The organism is Arthrobacter sp. sptzw32, from assembly GCF_059089735.1.
Genome location: NZ_JBNHEZ010000008.1, coordinates 108602 through 126783, shown reverse-complemented (window position 1 = coordinate 126783; position 18182 = coordinate 108602). Strand labels below are relative to the sequence as shown.

Annotated in this window: 18 protein-coding genes and 1 pseudogene; 5 read left to right on the top strand and 14 right to left on the bottom strand. The window is 65.9% G+C overall.

The genetic code is table 11. From position 1 onward, the window contains the following. Positions 1–269: 269 nt before the first annotated feature. Positions 270–1070, bottom strand: coding sequence for a hypothetical protein (locus AC5RVN_RS15555; protein ID WP_494138516.1), 801 nt, complete (start codon positions 1068–1070; stop codon positions 270–272). Positions 1071–1277: 207 nt separating this feature from the next. Here AC5RVN_RS15555 and AC5RVN_RS15550 point away from each other — a divergent pair, with 207 nt between their 5' ends. The 3 genes and pseudogenes from AC5RVN_RS15550 (at position 1278) to AC5RVN_RS15540 (ending at position 3174) form a co-directional block, all read left to right on the top strand. Beyond that, positions 1278–1886, top strand: coding sequence for a flavodoxin family protein (locus tag AC5RVN_RS15550; protein ID WP_494138515.1), 609 nt, complete (start codon positions 1278–1280; stop codon positions 1884–1886). A 170-nt stretch (positions 1887–2056) separates the two neighbouring features. Then, positions 2057–2338, top strand: coding sequence for a hypothetical protein (locus AC5RVN_RS15545; RefSeq protein WP_494041587.1), 282 nt, complete (start codon positions 2057–2059; stop codon positions 2336–2338). Between the two features lie 90 nt (positions 2339–2428). Further along, positions 2429–3174 (top strand): annotated as a pseudogene (locus AC5RVN_RS15540) (ABC transporter permease). A gap of 26 nt (positions 3175–3200) precedes the next feature. Here AC5RVN_RS15540 and AC5RVN_RS15535 read toward each other — a convergent pair. The 5 genes from AC5RVN_RS15535 to AC5RVN_RS15515 form a co-directional block, all read right to left on the bottom strand. After that, complete coding sequence (locus AC5RVN_RS15535) at positions 3201–4169, bottom strand: alpha/beta fold hydrolase (protein ID WP_494138514.1); 969 nt, start codon at positions 4167–4169, stop codon at positions 3201–3203. Between the two features lie 32 nt (positions 4170–4201). Further along, on the bottom strand, positions 4202–5509 hold the full coding sequence (locus tag AC5RVN_RS15530; RefSeq protein ID WP_494138513.1) for an FAD-dependent oxidoreductase: 1308 nt from the start codon (positions 5507–5509) through the stop codon (positions 4202–4204). Between the two features lie 187 nt (positions 5510–5696). Beyond that, complete coding sequence (trxB, locus tag AC5RVN_RS15525) at positions 5697–6704, bottom strand: thioredoxin-disulfide reductase (RefSeq protein ID WP_494138512.1); 1008 nt, start codon at positions 6702–6704, stop codon at positions 5697–5699. Between the two features lie 28 nt (positions 6705–6732). Continuing rightward, positions 6733–7155 (bottom strand): arsenate reductase ArsC, encoded by a 423-nt coding sequence (locus tag AC5RVN_RS15520; protein ID WP_494138511.1) that lies wholly within the window; start codon positions 7153–7155, stop codon positions 6733–6735. 133 nt (positions 7156–7288) lie between these two features. Next, positions 7289–7960, bottom strand: a complete 672-nt coding sequence (locus AC5RVN_RS15515; protein ID WP_494138510.1) for an arsenate reductase/protein-tyrosine-phosphatase family protein — start codon at positions 7958–7960, stop codon at positions 7289–7291. A 46-nt stretch (positions 7961–8006) separates the two neighbouring features. Here AC5RVN_RS15515 and AC5RVN_RS15510 point away from each other — a divergent pair, with 46 nt between their 5' ends. Both AC5RVN_RS15510 and AC5RVN_RS15505 read left to right on the top strand, forming a co-directional pair. Then, a complete protein-coding gene (locus AC5RVN_RS15510) occupies positions 8007–8747 on the top strand; it encodes an aquaporin (RefSeq protein WP_494138509.1) in 741 nt (246 codons plus the stop codon). A gap of 70 nt (positions 8748–8817) precedes the next feature. Beyond that, a complete protein-coding gene (locus AC5RVN_RS15505) occupies positions 8818–9159 on the top strand; it encodes a YnfA family protein (RefSeq protein WP_494041579.1) in 342 nt (113 codons plus the stop codon). Here the strand turns inward: AC5RVN_RS15505 and AC5RVN_RS15500 are convergent. Genes AC5RVN_RS15500 through AC5RVN_RS15465 form a run of 8 tightly spaced genes read right to left on the bottom strand, consistent with a single transcriptional unit; the run spans position 9156 to position 18181 of the window. Next, entirely contained in the window at positions 9156–10334 is a 1179-nt protein-coding gene (locus AC5RVN_RS15500) for a carboxylate-amine ligase (protein WP_494138508.1), read from the bottom strand. The two genes, AC5RVN_RS15505 and AC5RVN_RS15500, sit on opposite strands and share 4 nt — an antisense overlap. Beyond that, positions 10315–11919, bottom strand: coding sequence for a M20/M25/M40 family metallo-hydrolase (locus AC5RVN_RS15495; RefSeq protein WP_494105270.1), 1605 nt, complete (start codon positions 11917–11919; stop codon positions 10315–10317). Before AC5RVN_RS15495 ends, AC5RVN_RS15500 begins: the two co-directional genes overlap by 20 nt. A 3-nt stretch (positions 11920–11922) precedes the next feature. Then, on the bottom strand, positions 11923–12261 hold the full coding sequence (locus AC5RVN_RS15490) for a DUF8129 domain-containing protein (RefSeq protein WP_494105271.1): 339 nt from the start codon (positions 12259–12261) through the stop codon (positions 11923–11925). A 54-nt stretch (positions 12262–12315) separates the two neighbouring features. Beyond that, on the bottom strand, positions 12316–13449 hold the full coding sequence (locus tag AC5RVN_RS15485) for a glycosyltransferase (RefSeq protein ID WP_494138507.1): 1134 nt from the start codon (positions 13447–13449) through the stop codon (positions 12316–12318). Further along, positions 13439–14758, bottom strand: a complete 1320-nt coding sequence (locus AC5RVN_RS15480) for a family 1 glycosylhydrolase (RefSeq protein ID WP_494138506.1) — start codon at positions 14756–14758, stop codon at positions 13439–13441. The genes AC5RVN_RS15485 and AC5RVN_RS15480 overlap by 11 nt, the downstream gene beginning before the upstream one ends. Then, positions 14755–15069: a DUF6752 domain-containing protein gene (locus AC5RVN_RS15475; protein ID WP_494041573.1), complete on the bottom strand. Its 315-nt coding sequence runs from the start codon at positions 15067–15069 to the stop codon at positions 14755–14757. The genes AC5RVN_RS15480 and AC5RVN_RS15475 overlap by 4 nt, the downstream gene beginning before the upstream one ends. Then, positions 15066–16712 (bottom strand): LicD family protein, encoded by a 1647-nt coding sequence (locus tag AC5RVN_RS15470; RefSeq protein WP_494138505.1) that lies wholly within the window; start codon positions 16710–16712, stop codon positions 15066–15068. The genes AC5RVN_RS15475 and AC5RVN_RS15470 overlap by 4 nt, the downstream gene beginning before the upstream one ends. Next, positions 16709–18181 carry an SDR family NAD(P)-dependent oxidoreductase gene (locus AC5RVN_RS15465; RefSeq protein WP_494105275.1) on the bottom strand — a complete coding sequence of 491 codons (1473 nt, stop codon included), beginning with the start codon at positions 18179–18181 and terminating at the stop codon, positions 16709–16711. The genes AC5RVN_RS15470 and AC5RVN_RS15465 overlap by 4 nt, the downstream gene beginning before the upstream one ends. Position 18182: the final 1 nt, after the last annotated feature.

Sequence of the window (18182 nt, the reverse complement as noted above, 5' to 3'; positions counted from 1 at the left end):
AGGTGGCCCCGGTCGCCGCACAGCGCAGAGCCTCCGGGGGCTTTCACACCCCCGGAGGCTGTGCTTAAAAATCCGAGCCGGGCTGCCCGGCTTCGGCAGCGGCTAAAAGCGGTTCCGCGGCGGCCGGGTCTGGCCTGCGCGGAGCTGCTTGGCCTTGCGGGCGTTCAGCACCCGGCTGATGATCCCGGGGAGAAAAGCGATGAGCAGTTTTTTCATGGCACTGGTCCTTCGATTGATGGTTCCGTTGTCTTGCTGGTGACTTCAAACAGTTAGGGCTGGCGCTCTGCGCCGCGGATCTCGTTGTAGGGGTCATCCAAGTCCCTCAGCGGAACTCCGCCTGCTTCAGTGCCGGAGTAGGCGGGGCGGGCTGGTTCGCCGTAGATGGTTTCACCGTAGTTTGCCGGCGCCGTCCCGTGGTTCTGGTAGACCGACTCTTCGCCCCAAGCCGGAGCAGTGGTTGTTGCTGCAGCGGGTGCCTGTGCAGGCTGCGGCGGGATGGCAGGTTCCGGCGCCGGGGCAGGCTGCAGGCCCCGTAACAGACGGCCCGCAAGGACGCCTGCGCCGGCGGCCAGAAGCAGGAACATACCGGGCTTGCGGCGGGCGAAGGACTGGACGTCCTCCAGCAGCGCCCCGGGCTCCTTGTTTTCCACCCAGGATGCAACGGAGGTTGCGCGCCCGGCAGCCTGCCGGACCAGGTCGCCGGCGATGCCCGGTTGATCAGGAGCATCAGCCATCGCCTGGAGCTGGCGGGAAATGGTCCGAATGCCGTCAGCAGCCTTCTGCTGCTGCGCGCCGGCCTGGTTCCCCAGTCCCGACTTTGCCTCGTGCAGGAGACCCTTTGCGCTGGACTTTGCCTCCGACGCGACGTTTCCGGCCTCAAGTTTGGCGGTCTGGGCCACATTGTGGGCCGCACCTGCCGCCTGCCCGGCGATCTTCGACGTCTCCCCCTTGGCTGCATCCTTCTTGGTGACGTAGGTTTCGGGCTCTGCCGATGGATCCGTCGGTGCTGCGTTTCCGTACTGGTCGAGATCGCTTCGGGCAGAAGCCTCAGGCCACTGGTTTTCCGTCATCATCACTCGCTTCCATTGGTTGGCAGCTGGACTTTCAAAGCCAGCCTGGTGAATTAGTAAGTAAGGTTACTAACTAAATAGTAAGCACACTTGTTATCTTTCGCGCAAGGCGTCCTGGCCGGAAGGGCATTTCGGGCCATCCGTCCTCCCGTTCGCCACGAACCCTAGACTGGCACCACGGAAGACTCGATGACAGAAGGATGAACCATGGCCGACCTCAGCGCATTTGCCCTTATCTGCTCCCTTACACCTTCGCCCGCCCCGTCCAGCAGCGAACTCATGGCCCGCCATGTGCTGGATGAACTTGCAGGCCATGGGGTGGGAGGAGCCTCACTGCGGGTTGTCGATCACAACGTGATGCCCGGCGTCCAAACCGACATGGGCGACGGCGACGAGTGGCCCGGAATTCGCGCGAGGATCCTCGCGGCCGACATCCTGGTCCTCGCCACCCCCATCTGGATGGGGCACCCGAGCAGCATCGCCCAGCGGGTCATTGAACGGCTCGATGCCGAGCTGGCCGAAACGGATGAGGCCGGGCGGCCAATCATGTACGGAAAAGTTGCGATTGTGGCCGTGGTGGGCAACGAAGACGGCGCCCACAAGACCGTGGCGGACACGCAGCAGGCACTGAACGACGTCGGCTTCACCGTCCCTGCCCAAGGCGCCACCTACTGGGTGGGAGAGGCCATGCAGACGGTGGACTACAAGGACCTCGACAGCGTCCCCGAAAAAACTGCTGCGGCAACGGCGGGAGCCGCCCGCAACGCCGTGCACCTGGCCCGCGTACTCACCCAGGCCCCCTATCCGGCAGGGTGAGGCACCCTGCCGTGCCTGCGCCGCCGTCGGCAGGTCATTCCGCTGTGAACGATGCTTGAAACTTTTTCGGTATCCGACCCATCCTTCGCGCACGTGGCTCCGAAGCACTTCGGCTGGACATGCACCACTCACACGCTCGTCACGCTCCACGACCCGAAGGAACGCCATTCATGAGCATCCCGAACTACACCCGCTTCCTTTCCGAATGCTTTGTGCAGGACTCGGAAAAGCAGCCTGCCCTTCGGGAGGATGATATTTACGGGCTCTACATCAGCTGGTGCCTGCTCAACGCCGAGCGGCCGGGCCCTACCAACTCCTTATGGACCGCCATGCACCAGCACGGACATTCGAAGCTGGAGCGCAACACTGGTCGGCACGAATGGCCCGGACTGGCCATGAAGGGCCCGGCAGCCGTGGATTACATCCTCTCGAGCCAGCCGAGCCTGGTCTAATTCCCCTTGCCAACCGCCGCGGTATCAGCCACAAAGTCATGACTGCATCTCCCCGCTGAAGACGCCCTGCTTCACGGCTAGGCTGAACTGATGGACTCCCTCGCTGCCTTGGCACCCACCTTTGCGGCCGTGTCCATCCTGATGCTGATAACCGTCGCGGTGCTCCGGGGCGCGCGGACGCCCTCGTTCCTTGCACCGGCCGTTGCCATTCTGCGGGGAGCCGCCCAGTTGGCGCTCATCAGTGTGGTTCTGGGTGGCATCATCAGCGATCCGCTCTGGGTGGCGGCGGCGCTGCTGGTGATGTTCTCCGTGGCTGCTGTGACGGCAACGCGGCGGTTGGCCTGGTCATGGCGGCGCTTTGCCATGGTGTCAGCAACCATGGCCATCGGCATTTTGGTAACTCTCGCCGTCGTCTTTGCTACAGGCGCCGTGGCCCTCGAGCCGCGCTACGTCCTTGCGGTAGGCGGGATAGTGATCGGCAACTGCATGACCATCGCGGTGCTTGCCGGACACCGCTTCCAAGAGGCGGTCCACGAGCAGTGGGACCAGGTGGAAGGCTGGCTCGCCCTCGGCGCCACGGCACGGCGCGCCACTCTCACTCAGGCCCGCTACTCTGTTCATGCCGCCCTGATCCCCTCGACGGACCAGACCAAAACCACCGGCCTGGTGACCCTGCCGGGCGCGTTCGTGGGGGCAATCTTCGGCGGCGCCTCCCCCTGGAGGCCGGACGGTTCCAGGTGGTGGTCCTGGCGTCCATCATGGCGGCCGGCGCCATCACCGCCGTCGCGCTTGTCCGTTCGCTGGCTGCCGTGCGCGTGCGTCCCGACCCGCTGTAGCCGCTGCAGCTCCAAGCCTGACTGGGTCAGCCCGCGCTCACAAAGGCCCGGATCTCCTCTGCAATACGCCTCGACTGGGTCCAGTGCAGGTAGTGAGGGCCTTCCAAAGTGACGATCTTGTGGCGTGTAACGTTGTTCAGCAAGTTTTCGGCGGCGGTCGTTTTCCTGGGTGTTGAGCCGGACCCGTCATCGGCAAGGAGGGCCAGCACCGGCAGGTCAGCGGGATAAGTCATTCCCCTCAGGGCCGCCGCGTTGTTCGCTATCCGGGCCGTTTCATCCGTTACTGCCGGGTTGCCGTAGTTCCAGCTGGTCATCATCCGCATGCGCTGCAGCTCGTCATCGGTGTAGGCATCACTGGCGGGGTCCACAAAGTCCGGGGCGACGGCGGACACTGCACGCACTATGCCAGTAACGGCCAAGGCCTTCTGCCAGTTGAGGCCCGACTCCGGCCCTGGCACTGGCCCGTCTCCCGGTTTGGGTACTGTTGCATCGATTCCGACGACGGCGGCCACCTCGGCGGGATACCGGTTGGCGTAGTCGAGCATGTAGAAACCGGCGATGGAGTGACCGGTCAGGATGTAGGGCTGCCGAACCTCAAGCTTTGCCAGTACGCCGTGAAGTTCGGTGCTGATGTTCTCGTTGGTCCGCGGAGGGGCCTCCAGATCGCTGTAGCCGTAACCGAACCCCTCGACGACGATCGCGTCGAAGCCGTGCAGCTCGCGGACCAGAGGCGCGAAGTCGAGGCCGGGCGCCGGGGTTCCCAGGCCGCTGAGCAGAACGATCGGTGGGCCGGTCCCCTGCCCGTTCCGGTACACGTTCAGCGCGCCGCTGCTCACGGCGACGCGCTGGCCGTAGGCAGTGATGCTCGACTTCTCTGTTGACTCCATGATCAGGTTGACCACCGTGGACACAAGTATCAGTCCCAGCACAATGAGCACCGCGATGCCGGCCCGACGCAGCCCGCGCTGTGGCTTCTTCCGTGGCCCCTGCCCCATGTCCTCCGATGTTCCCTTCAATAAGAGGTCAGTTAAGAGCCGGAGCGGCCGTGGGCCAGGCCGGTGGGGATGCCGACCAGCACCGGTTCTGCGCCGGTGGAGCAGACGCCCGTCCTGGGGAGCTCCAGCTGCACGGTCTCCGCGGCCTCCCTGTCACCTGCCAGGGCAGCAGCGACGGAACAGACCTGTTCGTAGCCGGTGGCCAGCAGGAAGGTCGGCGCCCGGCCATATGACTTCATACCCACAATGTAAAAGTCCTTGTCCGGGTGCGCCAGCAGCTTCGCGCCGTGGGGCCGGACCGTACCGCAGGAGTGGAACTCAGGATCAATCAGGGGGCCCAGCTCCACCGGCGCCTCAACGGCAGGGTCCAAGTTGAGCCGGATTTCGCGCAGGATGTCCAGGTCCGGGCGGAAGCCGGTGCAGGGAATGACGACGTCGGCCTCGAGGCTGCGGCCATCGACCGCCTTAACGGTCACGTGCGCGCCGAGGGACGTCAGTGAATTGATGCCGAATCCGGTGTGGAGTTCGATTTTTCCGGTCTCCACGAGCCGCCGGACACGGCCGCCGAGCTGGCCCCGTGCCGGCAGTCCGTCCGCGTCCCCGCCGCCGTAGGCCTTCTCGGCGGAAGGACCGCGGACGGCCCAGAGGGTGCGGGTGCCCGCTTCCTCTTTGGCGAGGTCAGTAAGGCTGATCAGGGTGTTGGCGGCGGAGTGGCCGGCGCCCACCACCAGCACACGGCGGCCGGCAAAGGCCGCCCGGTCCCGGCCGACGACGTCGGGCAGGGGCGCGGAGATCCGGTCCGCCGCGGTGCCCTCGCCAATGGCAGGCAGCCCGGAAGCACCAAGCGGGTTTCGCCGGGACCACGTGCCGGAGGCGTCGATCACTGCCGCTACAACGTGGTCGCGGGTTTCGCCGTCCGTGTGCTGCACCCTCACCAAAAACGGCGTGGTCCCCCGGTTCCTGGTGTGGGTTTTATCCATGCCCTGCCTGCTGACGGCCACAACGTGGGCGCCGGTGTGCAGCCGGGCGGCGATCTGCGGCAGCGCGGCCAGCGGTGCGAGGTAGTTGTCGATAAGTTCACCGCCGTACGGAAGTGCGGTGGGGCGGGGTGATTGCCAGCCGGCAGCCTCGAGCAAACGCACGGCAGCGGCGTCGAGGTTGAACCGCCAAGGTGAGAACAGCCGGATGTGACGCCACTGCTCGATAGCGGCACCCGCCGTCGTGCCCGACTCGAAGACCACCGGCACCAGGCCGCGCTCCAGCAAGTGGGCCGCGGCGGCCAGCCCGACGGGCCCGGCGCCGATCACGGCAACGGGCAGGCCGCTCGCGGTCGCATCCATGCTGTCCTCTTTTTTCATTACTTAAGCGGTGGGCGCCCAGCCAGGCAGCGTGAAGTGTCCCTATGAGGCCTGAAGCCCTGCTGCCTGGCCGGGCGGAAGGGGTCAGCAACAGTCCTGATCGTCGCAGCAACCGGAGTCACCGCAGCATCCTGTCGTCATTCCGCTCACCTCCTCCCCTGGTCAGGATTTAGGCGTGGGTTGGTTCCTCGACGAGTGCGGTGGCAATGCTGTCCGCGTCCTCTAAAGCAGCGAGGTAGCGTTCGGCGTCGAGGGCGGCAGCGCATCCGGTACCGGCAGCCGTGATCGCCTGGCGGTAACGGTGGTCCACGGCGTCACCGCAGGCGAAAACGCCGGAGAGGTTGGTGACGGTGGTGGGTGAGTCCACCTTGATGTAGCCGTCCTCGTCCAGCTCTACCTGTCCAGTGAGCAGCTCCGTCCGCGGCACATGCCCGATGGCCACGAAGATCCCGGTGGCGTCCTGGTGGCGGGACTCCCCCGTGCGCGTATCAGTCAGCGTCACACCGGAGACCTTCCCGTCGCCGTGGATTGCCGTAACGGCAGAGTTCCACGCGAAAATGATCTTTGGGTTGTCCTTGGCCCGCTGCGCCATAATCCGGGAGGCGCGCAGCTCGCCCTTGCGGACGACGACGGTCACGGACTTGCCGAACCGGGTCAGGAACATGGCCTCTTCCATCGCCGAATCGCCGCCGCCGACCACGATGATGTCCTGCTCGCGGAAGAAGAACCCGTCGCAGGTGGCGCACCAGGAAACACCATGGCCGCTGAACTTCTTCTCCTCCGGAAGCCCGAGCTCCTTATAGGCCGAACCGGTAGCCAGGATGACCGCCGGAGCCTCATAAGCCTCGCCGCCGCCGGTGACCACGCGCTTGAGGTGACCCTTCAGCGCAACATCAGTGACGTCGTCGAACACCACCTTCGCGCCGAACTTCTCCGCCTGCTCCTGCAGCCCGTCCATCAGCTCCGGCCCCTGGATACCGCCCGGGAAACCCGGGAAGTTCTCCACCTCCGTGGTGTTCATCAATGCACCGCCCGCAGTGACGGACCCGGCCAGCACCAGCGGCTCAAGGCCGGCGCGCGCGGCATAGATTGCTGCCGTGTACCCGGCGGGCCCGGAACCGATAATGATCAGTTGCTCGGCCTTGGCCGGTCCGCTTGTGATGTTGTTGCTGCTCATGGATGTCTCTCCTGGTGTCCGGAACGGGCTATTTGGCGGCGGGGATAAGGGACTCGATCAGGCCCTCGATGCGGGTTTTGATCTGGTCACGGATGGGCCGGACGGAATCGACGCCCTTGCCTGCCGGGTCTTCCAGAACCCAGTCCTCGTAGCGCTTGCCCGGGAAGTACGGGCACTCGTCGCCGCAGCCCATGGTGATGACGACGTCCGACTCCTTCACGGCCTCGGTGGTCAGGACCTTCGGCACCTCGGCGGACATGTCGATGCCCAGTTCTGCCATCGCTTCGACGGCGGCGGGGTTGATCTTGTCCGCCGGCTGGGACCCGGCGGAGCGGACTTCAATCTCGCCCTTGCCGAGGCTGGTGAGGAAGGCGGCGGCCATCTGGGAGCGCCCGGCGTTGTGGACGCAGACAAACAGGACGGAGGGCTTCTTGGCGGTTTCGGTACTCATAGTTTGCTCCTGGGGGTTAGGGGACGCTGGGTTTATCGCCGCGACCGCACCTCCCGCATCATATATTGAAGTTGATCGATGCAGGAAGTATGGGACAGTGCATTGATGGTTGTCAATATGGTGCGGCAAACGTTCAGGCCGCGAGCATCCGCGGCGCGAGGTCGCTGATGCGGTGGGAAAGGTCGTTGAAGGCGTATTCAAAGGCTTCCTCTGTGTTGGTCCGAAGGGGATCCGGGACCGACCAGTGGACGCCGCCGAGGCCGGAAAGCTCCTCATGGGCGTTATCGCAGACGGTGATGACAAAGTCGCCGCCGGTCACCGGGCCCAGCTTCCGGGGCCGGACCTCCGGAAGATCCACGCCGTGGCGGCGGGCGACGTCGATGGCTCCTTGCGCGATACGGTCCGCCGGGTGCGTTCCGGCAGAGATTGACGGGATGTCGCTTGCCTGCTGCCAGAGGGCGGCCGCCAGTTGGGAACGGGCGCTGTTGCGCGTGCACACAAATAGAACGCGCCCTGCATCGTGTTCAGCGCCGGGCGCCAGACCTTCGAGCGCTCCGGCAGCCAGGCGGATGTAGCTGCGGCGCTTGTCGGCCTCGGAGCGGTGCCGGGTTGCCAGCCCCGCTCCTTCCAGGGCGCGCAGGTGATGGGACAGCAGGTTGGACGGCATCCCGAGTTCGGCCTGCAGTTCCGTGGGGGAAAAGTCCCCGAGGGTGAGCAGATCAACGATCCGCAGCCGCGCAGGGTCAGCGAGGGCAGCATGCTTGGCCACCCGCGAGTGGAAAGTGTCAGCAAGCTCAGTTTTCATTGCCTCAATTTTGACTGAGATAATTTCGTGGGTCAAGCTTGAAGCTATGACTACCAACCAGCCACCGCTGTGGCGCCGCGCCGTCGCTGAGCTTCTGGGCACCAGCCTGCTCGTCATGATCGTCGTCGGTTCCGGGATTATGGCCCAGCAGCTCTCACCTCACGACGTCGGCCTGCAGCTGTTGCAGAACAGCACCGCGACGGTGCTGGGCCTGACCGTCCTGATCCTTCTGTTCGGGCCCGTCAGCGGAGCGCACTTCAACCCTGTGGTCTCCCTCGTGGACTGGCTCCTGGGGCGGCGCAGCGGGACGGGCCTCACCCTGCCGGAGGTGGGCACCTATGTTGCGGCCCAAACACTCGGCGCGGTCAGCGGCAGCGTGATCGCGAACACCATGTTCGAGGTAGGGACTTCCCTTTCCGGGAAGGACCGCGCCACCGGCGGCCATCTGCTCAGCGAAGTTGTGGCCACCGCCGGCCTTATCCTGCTGATCTTCGCCCTTGCCGCCACCCAGCGGGGCGCCCTTGCCGCACCGGCGGTAGGCGCCTATATCGGGGCCGCGTACTGGTTCACGTCCTCGACGTCGTTCGCCAACCCGGCAGTAACCATCGGCCGCATCTTCAGCGACACGTTCGCCGGCATCGCACCGGCATCGGTACCCGCTTTCATCATCGCCCAGCTCATCGGCGCGGCAGCGGGTGTGGGCCTCCTGCTCCTCCTGTTCCCCCTCGCGGCACAAGCTGCGGACCGCGTGGTCCTGCCGCACGGGGCCGACGAAGCCAGCTCCTGAATCGGCGGCACTGGGGCCCTGCGCACCGTGGCCGCCCTGAGCAGCCGGATAGAGCTGCGAAAATAGCCCTGTGACCATCGCGAAAACAATTCTGCTGTTTATCCTTGCCGCCGCCGCTGAAATCGGCGGCGCCTGGCTGGTCTGGCAGTCGGTCAGGGAAGGCAAGGAGTGGTGGTGGGCCGGCCTGGGCGTTATCGCACTGGGCATCTACGGTTTCGCTGCTACCCTGCAGCCTGATGCACACTTCGGCCGGATCCTCGCCGCCTACGGGGGCGTGTTCGTGGCGGGCTCCCTTGTCTGGGGCATCGTCTTTGACGGCTTCCGGCCGGACAAATGGGACATCGCAGGTTCCGCCATCTGCCTGCTCGGAGTCGCCGTGATCATGTTCGCCCCGCGCAACACTGCTCTCTAGTCCTCCTTGGCTGGGACCCGGACAGTGCAGTCGGCCGCGTCCCGTACAACGTCCTCCAGGTCCCCGGTGCGGTGCAGGACCTCAAGCTGCCGGGCTGCGCCCGTGCCGGCGTTGAGCAGATCGTCCATCAGCTCCTCCACCCGTTCCAGGTCCCCGATGTCTTCCAGGGCCTTGCGTACGTGGTTCATCAGGGCATTAACGACGGCGAGAGCGGGCGCCGGCCGGCTTGTCACCGGATCGAGGAGCTCTCCGCGCAGCCCCCACCTGCTCGCCTTCCAGCCCGCCAGCCGCAGCAGCGCAGTGGGAACCACCGCCGGCTCGACGCCCTGCCGCCACTCCCGCGCCGCCGTCTCCACCAGTCCGCGGGCGATGCCGGCCAGCAGCACGGTGTTCTCCGGCCGGAGGCAGACATCCGCAAGCCGTAGCTCCACGGTGGGGTAGTGCCGGGAAAGCCGGGCGTCAAAATAAATCATCCCCTCGTCCAGCGCGACGCCGGTGCCCACCATGTCCTGCACCAGCTGATAGTAGGCCTCCGGGGTACGGAGGACTCCAAGCGGACCGGCGGACGGCCACCGGTTCCACACCTGGGAGCGGTAACTGGCGTAGCCGGTGTCTTCGCCGTGCCAGAACGGGGAGTTGGCGCTCAGGGCGATCAGCACCGGCAGCCAGTTCCGGATCCGGTCCAGCACCGCCACGCCCTCCTCCGCCGACTCCACGGAGACATGGATGTGGCAGCCGCACGTGAGCTGCTCACGGGCGGTAAGCCCATACTCCTTCGCCATGGCTTTGAACCGCCGGAGCTGCACGGGATGGGGATCTGCCGGAAGTGGCGAGGTGGCCAGCGCTGCCACCCTGACCCCCACGTCCTCAGCCGCCTGGTGCGCGATGGCCCGCCCGGCAACAATGTCCGCTTCCAGGGCAGCCAACGTCGATTGGGGCGGGGTGACCACCTCGATCATCTCCTGCTGGAACTCGGCCGTGAGGACAGGACCGTTGCGGGACTCCAGCGGGCGGACGTACAGGTCCAGAAGGGCGCCCGCTACCGGAACCGCATCCCCGCTGCCGGGGTCCACCAGGAGCAGCTCCTCCTCCACCCCGAATGTCCGCGTGCCGGGGCCCCGGCCGTTCGCGCCGGCCGCCCCCGCTGGGGTGCCGTTAATGCCTGAGGTGTCCATCGCCGTCGTCCTTTGTCAGTTCCATGCCCGCCAGCTCATCCCAGAAGCAGGCCAGCGTCACCGCGCCGTTCACCAGGACCTCAAGGTTGGCGCTTTCATCACTGTCGTGCCAATGGTCCTCCACCAGGCCGGTCCCGAAGAACACCACCGGAGCGTCCAATAACCTGCTCAGCAGTGTGGCCGGCCCGCCGCCGGCGTTTCCCATCCTGCCCACCTCTGATGAGCGGAAGCCTGCAGCCATGGCCCGCTCCAGCGCCGGGACAGCGGGGTGCTCGGGCGTCCAGTACGGTTCCTGGGCTGTCGCCAGGTCAACGCTCAGCGTGTGGCCGTAGTTGTCCCCCACCGTGTCCTGGACCCATTGCCGGAGCTGCTCAGCCACCTTCTCCACCCGCTGGCCCTGTACTGTCCGCAGGCTCAGGTCCACGGACGCCACAGACGGGACGGCGGCGCTGGAAATTCCGGCCGGATCACCTGCGATCATTGCCGTGATTTCCACCGCCGGGCGGAGCCACAAGCGTTCCGGTACCGAGTAACCCGCTTCGCCCGTGACGCTCCCCATCTTTGAACGCTCAAGCCAGTCCTCGTCCGTGAACGGCAGGCGTGCGAGCGCTTCCCGGTACTCCTCCGGCACCGGCGCCACGTCGTCGTAGAACCCCGGGATGGCAATCCGGCCATCCTTGTCATGGAAGGCGGCAAGGAGCCGGCTCAGTTCGAAAGCCGGATTGGGGACGGCACCGGAAACGGCGCCGCTGTGCACGTCCACCTCAGGACCGGTGATTTCCAGATGTGCGCTGAGCATCCCGCGCAGGCTCAGGCACAGCGCCGGATAATCCTCCCGGAAGAGCAGGGTGTCCGAGAACACCACAAGGTCCGCCTTGAACCGGTCCGCCTGCTCCTCGAGCAGCTCAGCCAGGTGCGGCGAGCCGCCCTCCTCCTCCCCCTCGACAAGGAACTTCAGGTTAAGGGCCGGCGCCGGGGACTGCAGGAGCGTTGGGGTTTGGGGTGCGTTAAGTGAGAGAGCGTCCGGGTTTTGGGGGTCATAAGTGGGAGAGCGTGTGGACTGCTGGTGCAGGTGCGCGCGCAGCCCCCACAGGTGGGCCAGAACCTGGCCCTTGGCATCCGAACTGCCCCGCCCGTACAGCCTGCCGTCGCGAACCACCGGCTCGAACGGGGCAGTCTGGTCCCACTGCCCGGGCTTGGCCACCCGTACATCGTGATGGCTGTAAACCAGGACCGTGGGTGCGCCGGGTGCCTCACACCATTCTGCGTACACGGCGTGGGACTCCCCGGTGGGGAAAACCTCCACCACCGGGAAGCCGACGTGACGGAACTCGCCGGCGAGCCAGTTGGCGGAGCGGAGCAGGTCCTGCACGTGCCCGGGGTCACCCAGCACGCCGGGCACGCGCACCCACTCAGCCAACTGGCCCTCCAACTCGGCCCGGCGGGACCTGACGAACGCGTGAAGGTCCTCGCCGCTTTGGTTTTCCGGGCCGCCGTTATCCCCGCCGGCATCATCCGGGGCGGGGCGCTCCGGGCCGTCGTGGTCGGGACCGTCGTGGTCCTCGACTCCGTGATGCTGCTCCACGGCTCACCGGGGCTGGGCAGGGTTGGTGGGATCACCTTGCGACGGCGGATTGATGGGCGGTCCGGGAACACTGGCGGTCTGCGGCGTGTCCGGCGTGCCGGTGTTGACCTCCGGGGTGCTGGGCGACTGCGGGCCGCGGGGCACCGTACCGCCCTGCAGGTCATGAAGCCTTTTTTCGAGGATCTGCATGATGGGCAGGCGGTTCCCGTGGGCCTCCTCGTAGGTGATCAGCTGCGCCACTTGCGCCTCTTCCAGGCCGGAGATGCGCGACGGCAGAGTTCCCACCGGCAGGTGGTCGTAGTCCGGCAGCGGCAGTTCCCTGTGCAGGGGTACTTCGTTCATCGTTGTTCAGCTCCTTCTCTTACAGGTCAACTTGTGGGGGTTGGCAGAAGACAATCAGGCTGTGGCCTCGGCGTCAACCGGTTCCGGTTCCTGCAGTCCTGCGGCAAAAACGGACTCCGCCATCCGGGCGGCAATCGCGTTCCAGTGGTACTTCTTCAGCAGCTCACGGGTGTTGGGCTTGGGTCCGCGGGAGGGGTCCCGCTGGCCGAGCGTCCGGCACAGGGCAGCAAAGCCGGCGCCGTCGTTGCGCAGGTGCACCACGCCGGGGAAGTCTGCCACCACGTCCGGAACCCGCGTGGAAACCACCGGGAGTCCGGCCGCGAGGTACTCCAAAGTTTTGGTGGGACTGATGGAGCGTGTGGCCTCGTTCGGCGCGAACGGCATCAGGGCCACATCGAGGCCGGCCATCGCTGCCGGCAGGTCCGCATAGCTGGTGTACCCCTCATAGCTGATGTTGGGCGCCTGCGGCAGGGTGGCCGGGTCGATCTTGGCCACTGGCCCGTACATCCTGATGTCCCATTCCGGCAGTGCCCGGGCGAGGTCGGCGATGAGGTCCAGGTCCAGCCGTTCGTCCAGCACTCCCACGTACCCCGCCACCGGACGCTGCCCGGGAACCCGGGGTGCCGCCGTCGGGGTCCGGTAGTGCTCCGGCTCCACGCCGCTGGGAAAGAGCAGTGTGTCCGCGCGGCCCTGCCGCACCATCGACCTGTGCAGCGAGCGGCCGCCGGCAAAGACGACGTCGGCCCTGCGGAGCGCCTGCCGCTGCCTCACTACCAGCTCCGGCGGGGCATCCTTGAAGGCGGCGAGATCGTCCATGACGTCATACACGAGCGTGGTGGGGTTAAGCGCGAGGGCCAGTTCCAGCGACAGCGGGGTGTACATCCACACCACACGCTCGCCGGCTGGCGGGCCCACCAGCCCGGGCAACTGCTCGATGTAGTCCGGGAGGACGTCGTCGAAAAAGCCCACGTGGTGGCCCTGCTCCGGAATCTCCAGCCAGGCGCGGTTCAGCCCGTCCACTTTCGTGTGGTTCATGCGGTTGGGCCCGCCGAAATCGGGCGCGGGCGTGAGCGGCTCCTCCACGTACCAGGTGGAACAGCGGGAGCCCAGCCGGGACACGAGGTGCTGGGGACGCTGCCATACCCAGTCCCAGCGAAGATGCGACAAGACGATCAGTTCACTCTGCATTGACTATCCTCAATTCCATCTTGGTCTGCGTATTGGGCAGGCTGTTTCCCTGATCCGCATCAGGGGCAGCTGTCCAGTTCCAGTGCGACATTTGTTGCTCGTAACCGCGCAGCCATGTGGCGACGGGTTCGCCCAGCGTGAAGGCCGGGAGCTCACTTGACGGCGTGCCGGCGGCGGCTTTCGCGTATGACTCCGACATGGCTGACGGCTGGCGGGCCAGCTCATCGTCCAGCCAATACACGCCCACAGGGTCGATGGAGCCGTCGCTGCGGTACAGGAGCGTGTTCCAGTCCGTGGAGTCGATCACCGGGAACCAGCACAGGCCTTCAAGGGGAACTCCCATCTGCTGCGCCCGTTCGCACTGCTCCAGCACGTACTTGAACCAGGTGGCACGATCAGATGTGCGGCCGCGGATGTTGGTCTCTGTCAGCAGGCACGGCAGCCGGTAGCGGTCCCAGTACAGGTAGATCTGCTGGGCGAGCGGCAGGGGATACGGAGTGTTGGGCGAGCCGCCGATGTCATCGAAGTGCCACTGGCAGTGCGCGTAATAGTCCAGCCCCAATACATCGACCCGTCCCGGCTCCAGGTCCTGCAGCCTCTCTCCCCCGGCTTCGCTTAGCAGGTCCGCCACGGGGCCGTCCGGGTCGTAGCCCTTGCCGAGGAAACTGTCCAGCACCAGGAACCGGCGTTCGTTGGCCATGGCAGCGTAGGCGCTTCCGCCGGAGCCCTCACCTGTGTGGTGTTCACAGGTGTCCACCCATACATGCTTGGCGCCGGGCAGCAGGTCCGCATACGCGCGGCTCGCTTCTGCCACGGCCGGCAGCACGTTGAGGATCTGGCTCACGAAGTTGTCCATGCCCTTCTGGTAGGGCGGCCAGATGCCCTCATGCCCGGTGAGGAACAGGGTGGAGAAGGGCTCATTGAAGAGTGTGTATTCCTCCACCCAAGGGTAGCGCCGGGCAAACTCCTCCGTGTACCGCAGGTAGGCGGAATGGAAGCGGGGATCCGCAAAGCCCCCTTCCATCCACCGGGGATAGCTGGTGTGGTGCACCAGGTCCACGATGGGCTGGAAACCGTGGTCGCGCAGATAGTGCAGCACCCTGTCCGTGTCCTGCCAGCTGAAGACGCCTTCCTCGGCTTCCACCCGGTGCCAGCGCACCGGATACCGCAGCCTTTGAACTCCGCAGCTGGCCAGCAGTTCGAGGTCCTGCTTCCACTGGACGTCGTGGGCAGTGGACTCGAAGATGTCCTTGTCATGGCGCGGGAGGTACGTACTTTCAAAGGCGCCGATAATTTCGAGTGCGCTCATAAACCGGCGCCTTCGCCTTGGAAAGCAGGAGCCTGCGCGCCGCCCGGCCGGGTGCCGGCGCGGTCAAAGGTACCGGCCCCAGCGGCGGGGCGGCCAGGGTTGGCGGCCAGGTGCTCGTAGACGAGGTCCAGCAGCTCCGCAGCCCTTCGGTTTAACCGCCGGGACTCGTCAAGGTCCCGGTCCAGCCGGAGAACCTCGGCGCGCAGCTCAGCAATATCTGTTGCGGCGATGGCCAGCCGCAAATTTACCTCTTCCAGCGGGTCGGCCAGGGGCTCGTGCTCGTGGATGGCGTCAATCAGTGGATCATTCATGGCAAGGCCCTCACTTTCACTCGTCGGGTGGGAAGGGCGCCATCGTCCAGGCCCCCTGGTTTTGGTGGAACATCCTCTGCCTGCAGCCCCAGTTCAGCGAGGCTGCCTTTCAGGTCGTCAACATCGATGGGCCCGTAGAAGCGGCAATCCGGGAAGGCCGGCCGCGGCTCCGCCACCTGTACTTCCAGGAACGCTGCCGCAGTTTGGCCCTGGTTCCGCAGAAGCTGCCGGATCAGCCCCAACGTGTTCTCCCGGCCCTGCCAGTCCAGCGAATTCAGCAAAAGGCGCGAGTACACATGCAGCGGACCAGCACCGTCATTGGTCAGTCTGGCCAGTGGTGCAGTTTGCCGGAGCGAGTTGAGGTTGACCCGCCGGGCCTCCAGTGTCCCGGACCCGCACGGCTGCGTTTGCAGGTATTGGAGCGCCGGCCTGCTGTAGTCAACGGCCACTACGTGGTGCCCCTGTTCCGCGAAATGCTTCGCGTCCGCGCCGAGTCCGCAGCCCAGCTCCAGGATGCGTGACCCCGGGGGCAGTCCGCGGGCCAGCTCCGCTGCCCAGGCCGAGGGTGTCTGGCCGGCATCGTGCCCGGCTGTCCGCTGAAGCAGCGCCCGGTGGTGGTCCTCCCAGTTCTCCCGGTCCCAGTCCAGGCCGCCCAGCCAGGTGTCATAACGGCGGCGTGCCGGCGGTGGCGTGACGAAACGGAACGCCGGATCGGGGGTGTGCCAGCCGGGACCGTAGATCGCCTCAAGCATCTGCTCCGGCTCGGCCGGCATTGGCAGTTCCCTGCCGTTGATGGTGAGGTTCCGCAACGGGAAGATGGTTACTTCCTCGGCGCGCTCGCGGGCATGGAAGGTTCCGTGGAACCAGCCGCCCACGTTGAAGTACGTGAAGATGTCCAGGTAAAACCTGTCCGTCCCGTCCGCTCCGGGAAAGAGCAGCTGCAGGTGCCCGGCGGAATGCCGGACGGTTTCGTAACCCTCCGCATGCAGGGCCCGTTCCAGCTCGAAGCCCTCCAAAGCGATGTCCGAGGGGTTTTCGTACCTGCTGAGGTAGGCAAGGTCCACGTCGTCGTCACCGGGCATGACGTGCCCGTCCCGGACAGGCCCCAGGAGCGTGCCGCCTGTGACGAACAATTCGTGGCCGCGGTTCCGCATCAACTCAACCAGCGTGCAGGCCTCGTCCAACGCCTCATCAATCAGGTAGGCCCGCTGGCCTTCGAAGTTCCGCGCGATCCGCCCCCACTTGTTGATAATCTGGGGCACCCCGGTGCCCGGCTCCTCCAGCGAGAACTGGTGGGGTGAGTCATCAAAGATGACCGTCGCCGTCGGACACAACGGCTTTCCGTCTTGCAGCACCGCGAGCTGCGCCCAGCCGGACAGGCGGACGGCCAGGGCCGGCGGCCAGTCGATGGTGCAGCCGCCGGCACCGGCCCTGGCAGCCTCGCCCGTATGGACGCTCCAGATGGGCCTGTCGCCCAGCCGGATGGACAGGGTTGTGCCCGCCGGGATGGGCGGTCCTGTCAGGGTAAGTGACACCCTGTCCGCCCAGAGGCTGTGGCTGTAGCTGCCGCTCCCGGCCGGCACCTGAACAGCCAGAGCCCCGGGAGCCAGCGGGCCGTCCCGGGTCTCGACGTCCTGGCTCATGGCTGCGCCACCAGTTCCGAATCTTTGGACGGGTCCGTGTACGGAAGCCGGACATCCACCACCTGCCCCGTCATGGCCGACGCCAGGACCTGGACGCTCGCCCAGGCCACAGCTGCCGCGGGGAGCAGGGATCCTTCCTCCTCTGCCCCAAAAGCCCTGGTCCGCATGGGCGTGGCGGTCCGGCTGGGGCTGATGCAGTTCACCCGGATGCCGTCCGCGCTCCACTCGTCCGCGAGCGCCTGGGTGAGATTCACGATCGCGGCCTTGGTGGCGGAGTAAACCGTGTAGTTCGCCCGGCCCCGGGTGTAGGAACTGGAGGCGAAAAGCGTCAATGATCCCTTGCTTTCAGCCAGGTACTTCTGCGACTCCTGGGCCACAATAAAAGCCGCCGTGAGGTTCACGTCAACGTCGTGGTGCAGTTGCTCATCGGTCAGCTGGGAAAGCGGCCCCACACTGAGGACGCCGGCTGTGAGGATGACGTGGTCCAGGCGGCCGTGGGTGGCAGCAGCTGAGGCGAGCGCCTCCGCTACGCACTTGCGGTCCTCCACGTAGGTTCCGTTACCGGTGCGGCTCTGCCCCACAACGAGGGCGCCTTCAGCCTCAAGTTGCTGGACAAGTTCCAGGCCGATCCCCGAACTCGCACCGAACACCAGAACGGTGGAACCGCGGAGCCCGTCCGTATTACCGCCGGGGAGCATGGTTTTGTGCCTGAGCTGGAAGAGTTTGTCCGCAAGGTGGATGTCGATGGGCTGGGTGATCTTGATGTTTGCTTCGTCCCCGTCCACCACAAAAATGGGGACATCGGGGCAGTACTTAAGGACCACAGAACAGTCGTCCGTGGCGGAAAAGTCCGGGTCCTGGCCGGCCCTTTCGTACGCCTTTGCGATGACGGGCATGTGGAACGCCTGCGGCGTCTGGCCCCTTCGCAGCTTGGCCCGCGGCGGAACGGCACGAATGAAGTTCTCATCATCCACTTCGATGATGGTGTCCGCTGAGGGGATGGCGGTGTCCACTGCGGCATAGACGTCGAGTGCGCGGATGCAGGCGATGATGATGTCGCCGTCGAGCAGGGGCCGGACGGCGTCGTGGAAGATGACGTTGGCGTCCTTGTCCGCGATGGCGTCCAGCGCCAGGCGTGAGGTTTCGCTGCGGTCCGCGCCGCCGGTCAGGATGGAAGTGAGCTTGCCGAATTTCTTGGCTGCTTTCGCATCCGATGTGGCCCCGGGCCTGTTGCCCAAAAGCAGTTCCTCGGCCCGCGGCAGGTACCCGGGGGCCATCATGACAATGATCTCGTCAACCAGCCCACAGTGCTGGAACAGCTCCACCGTGTGCTCAAGGCTGGTGCGGCCGGCGATCGGAACAAACTGCTTGGGTATGTCCAGGCCCATGCGGGCGCCGATGCCTCCGGCCAGGATGACCGCCACGTTGCGGCGGCGGGTGCCGGTTGGAGAGGGTGGTTTCTGGTTCATG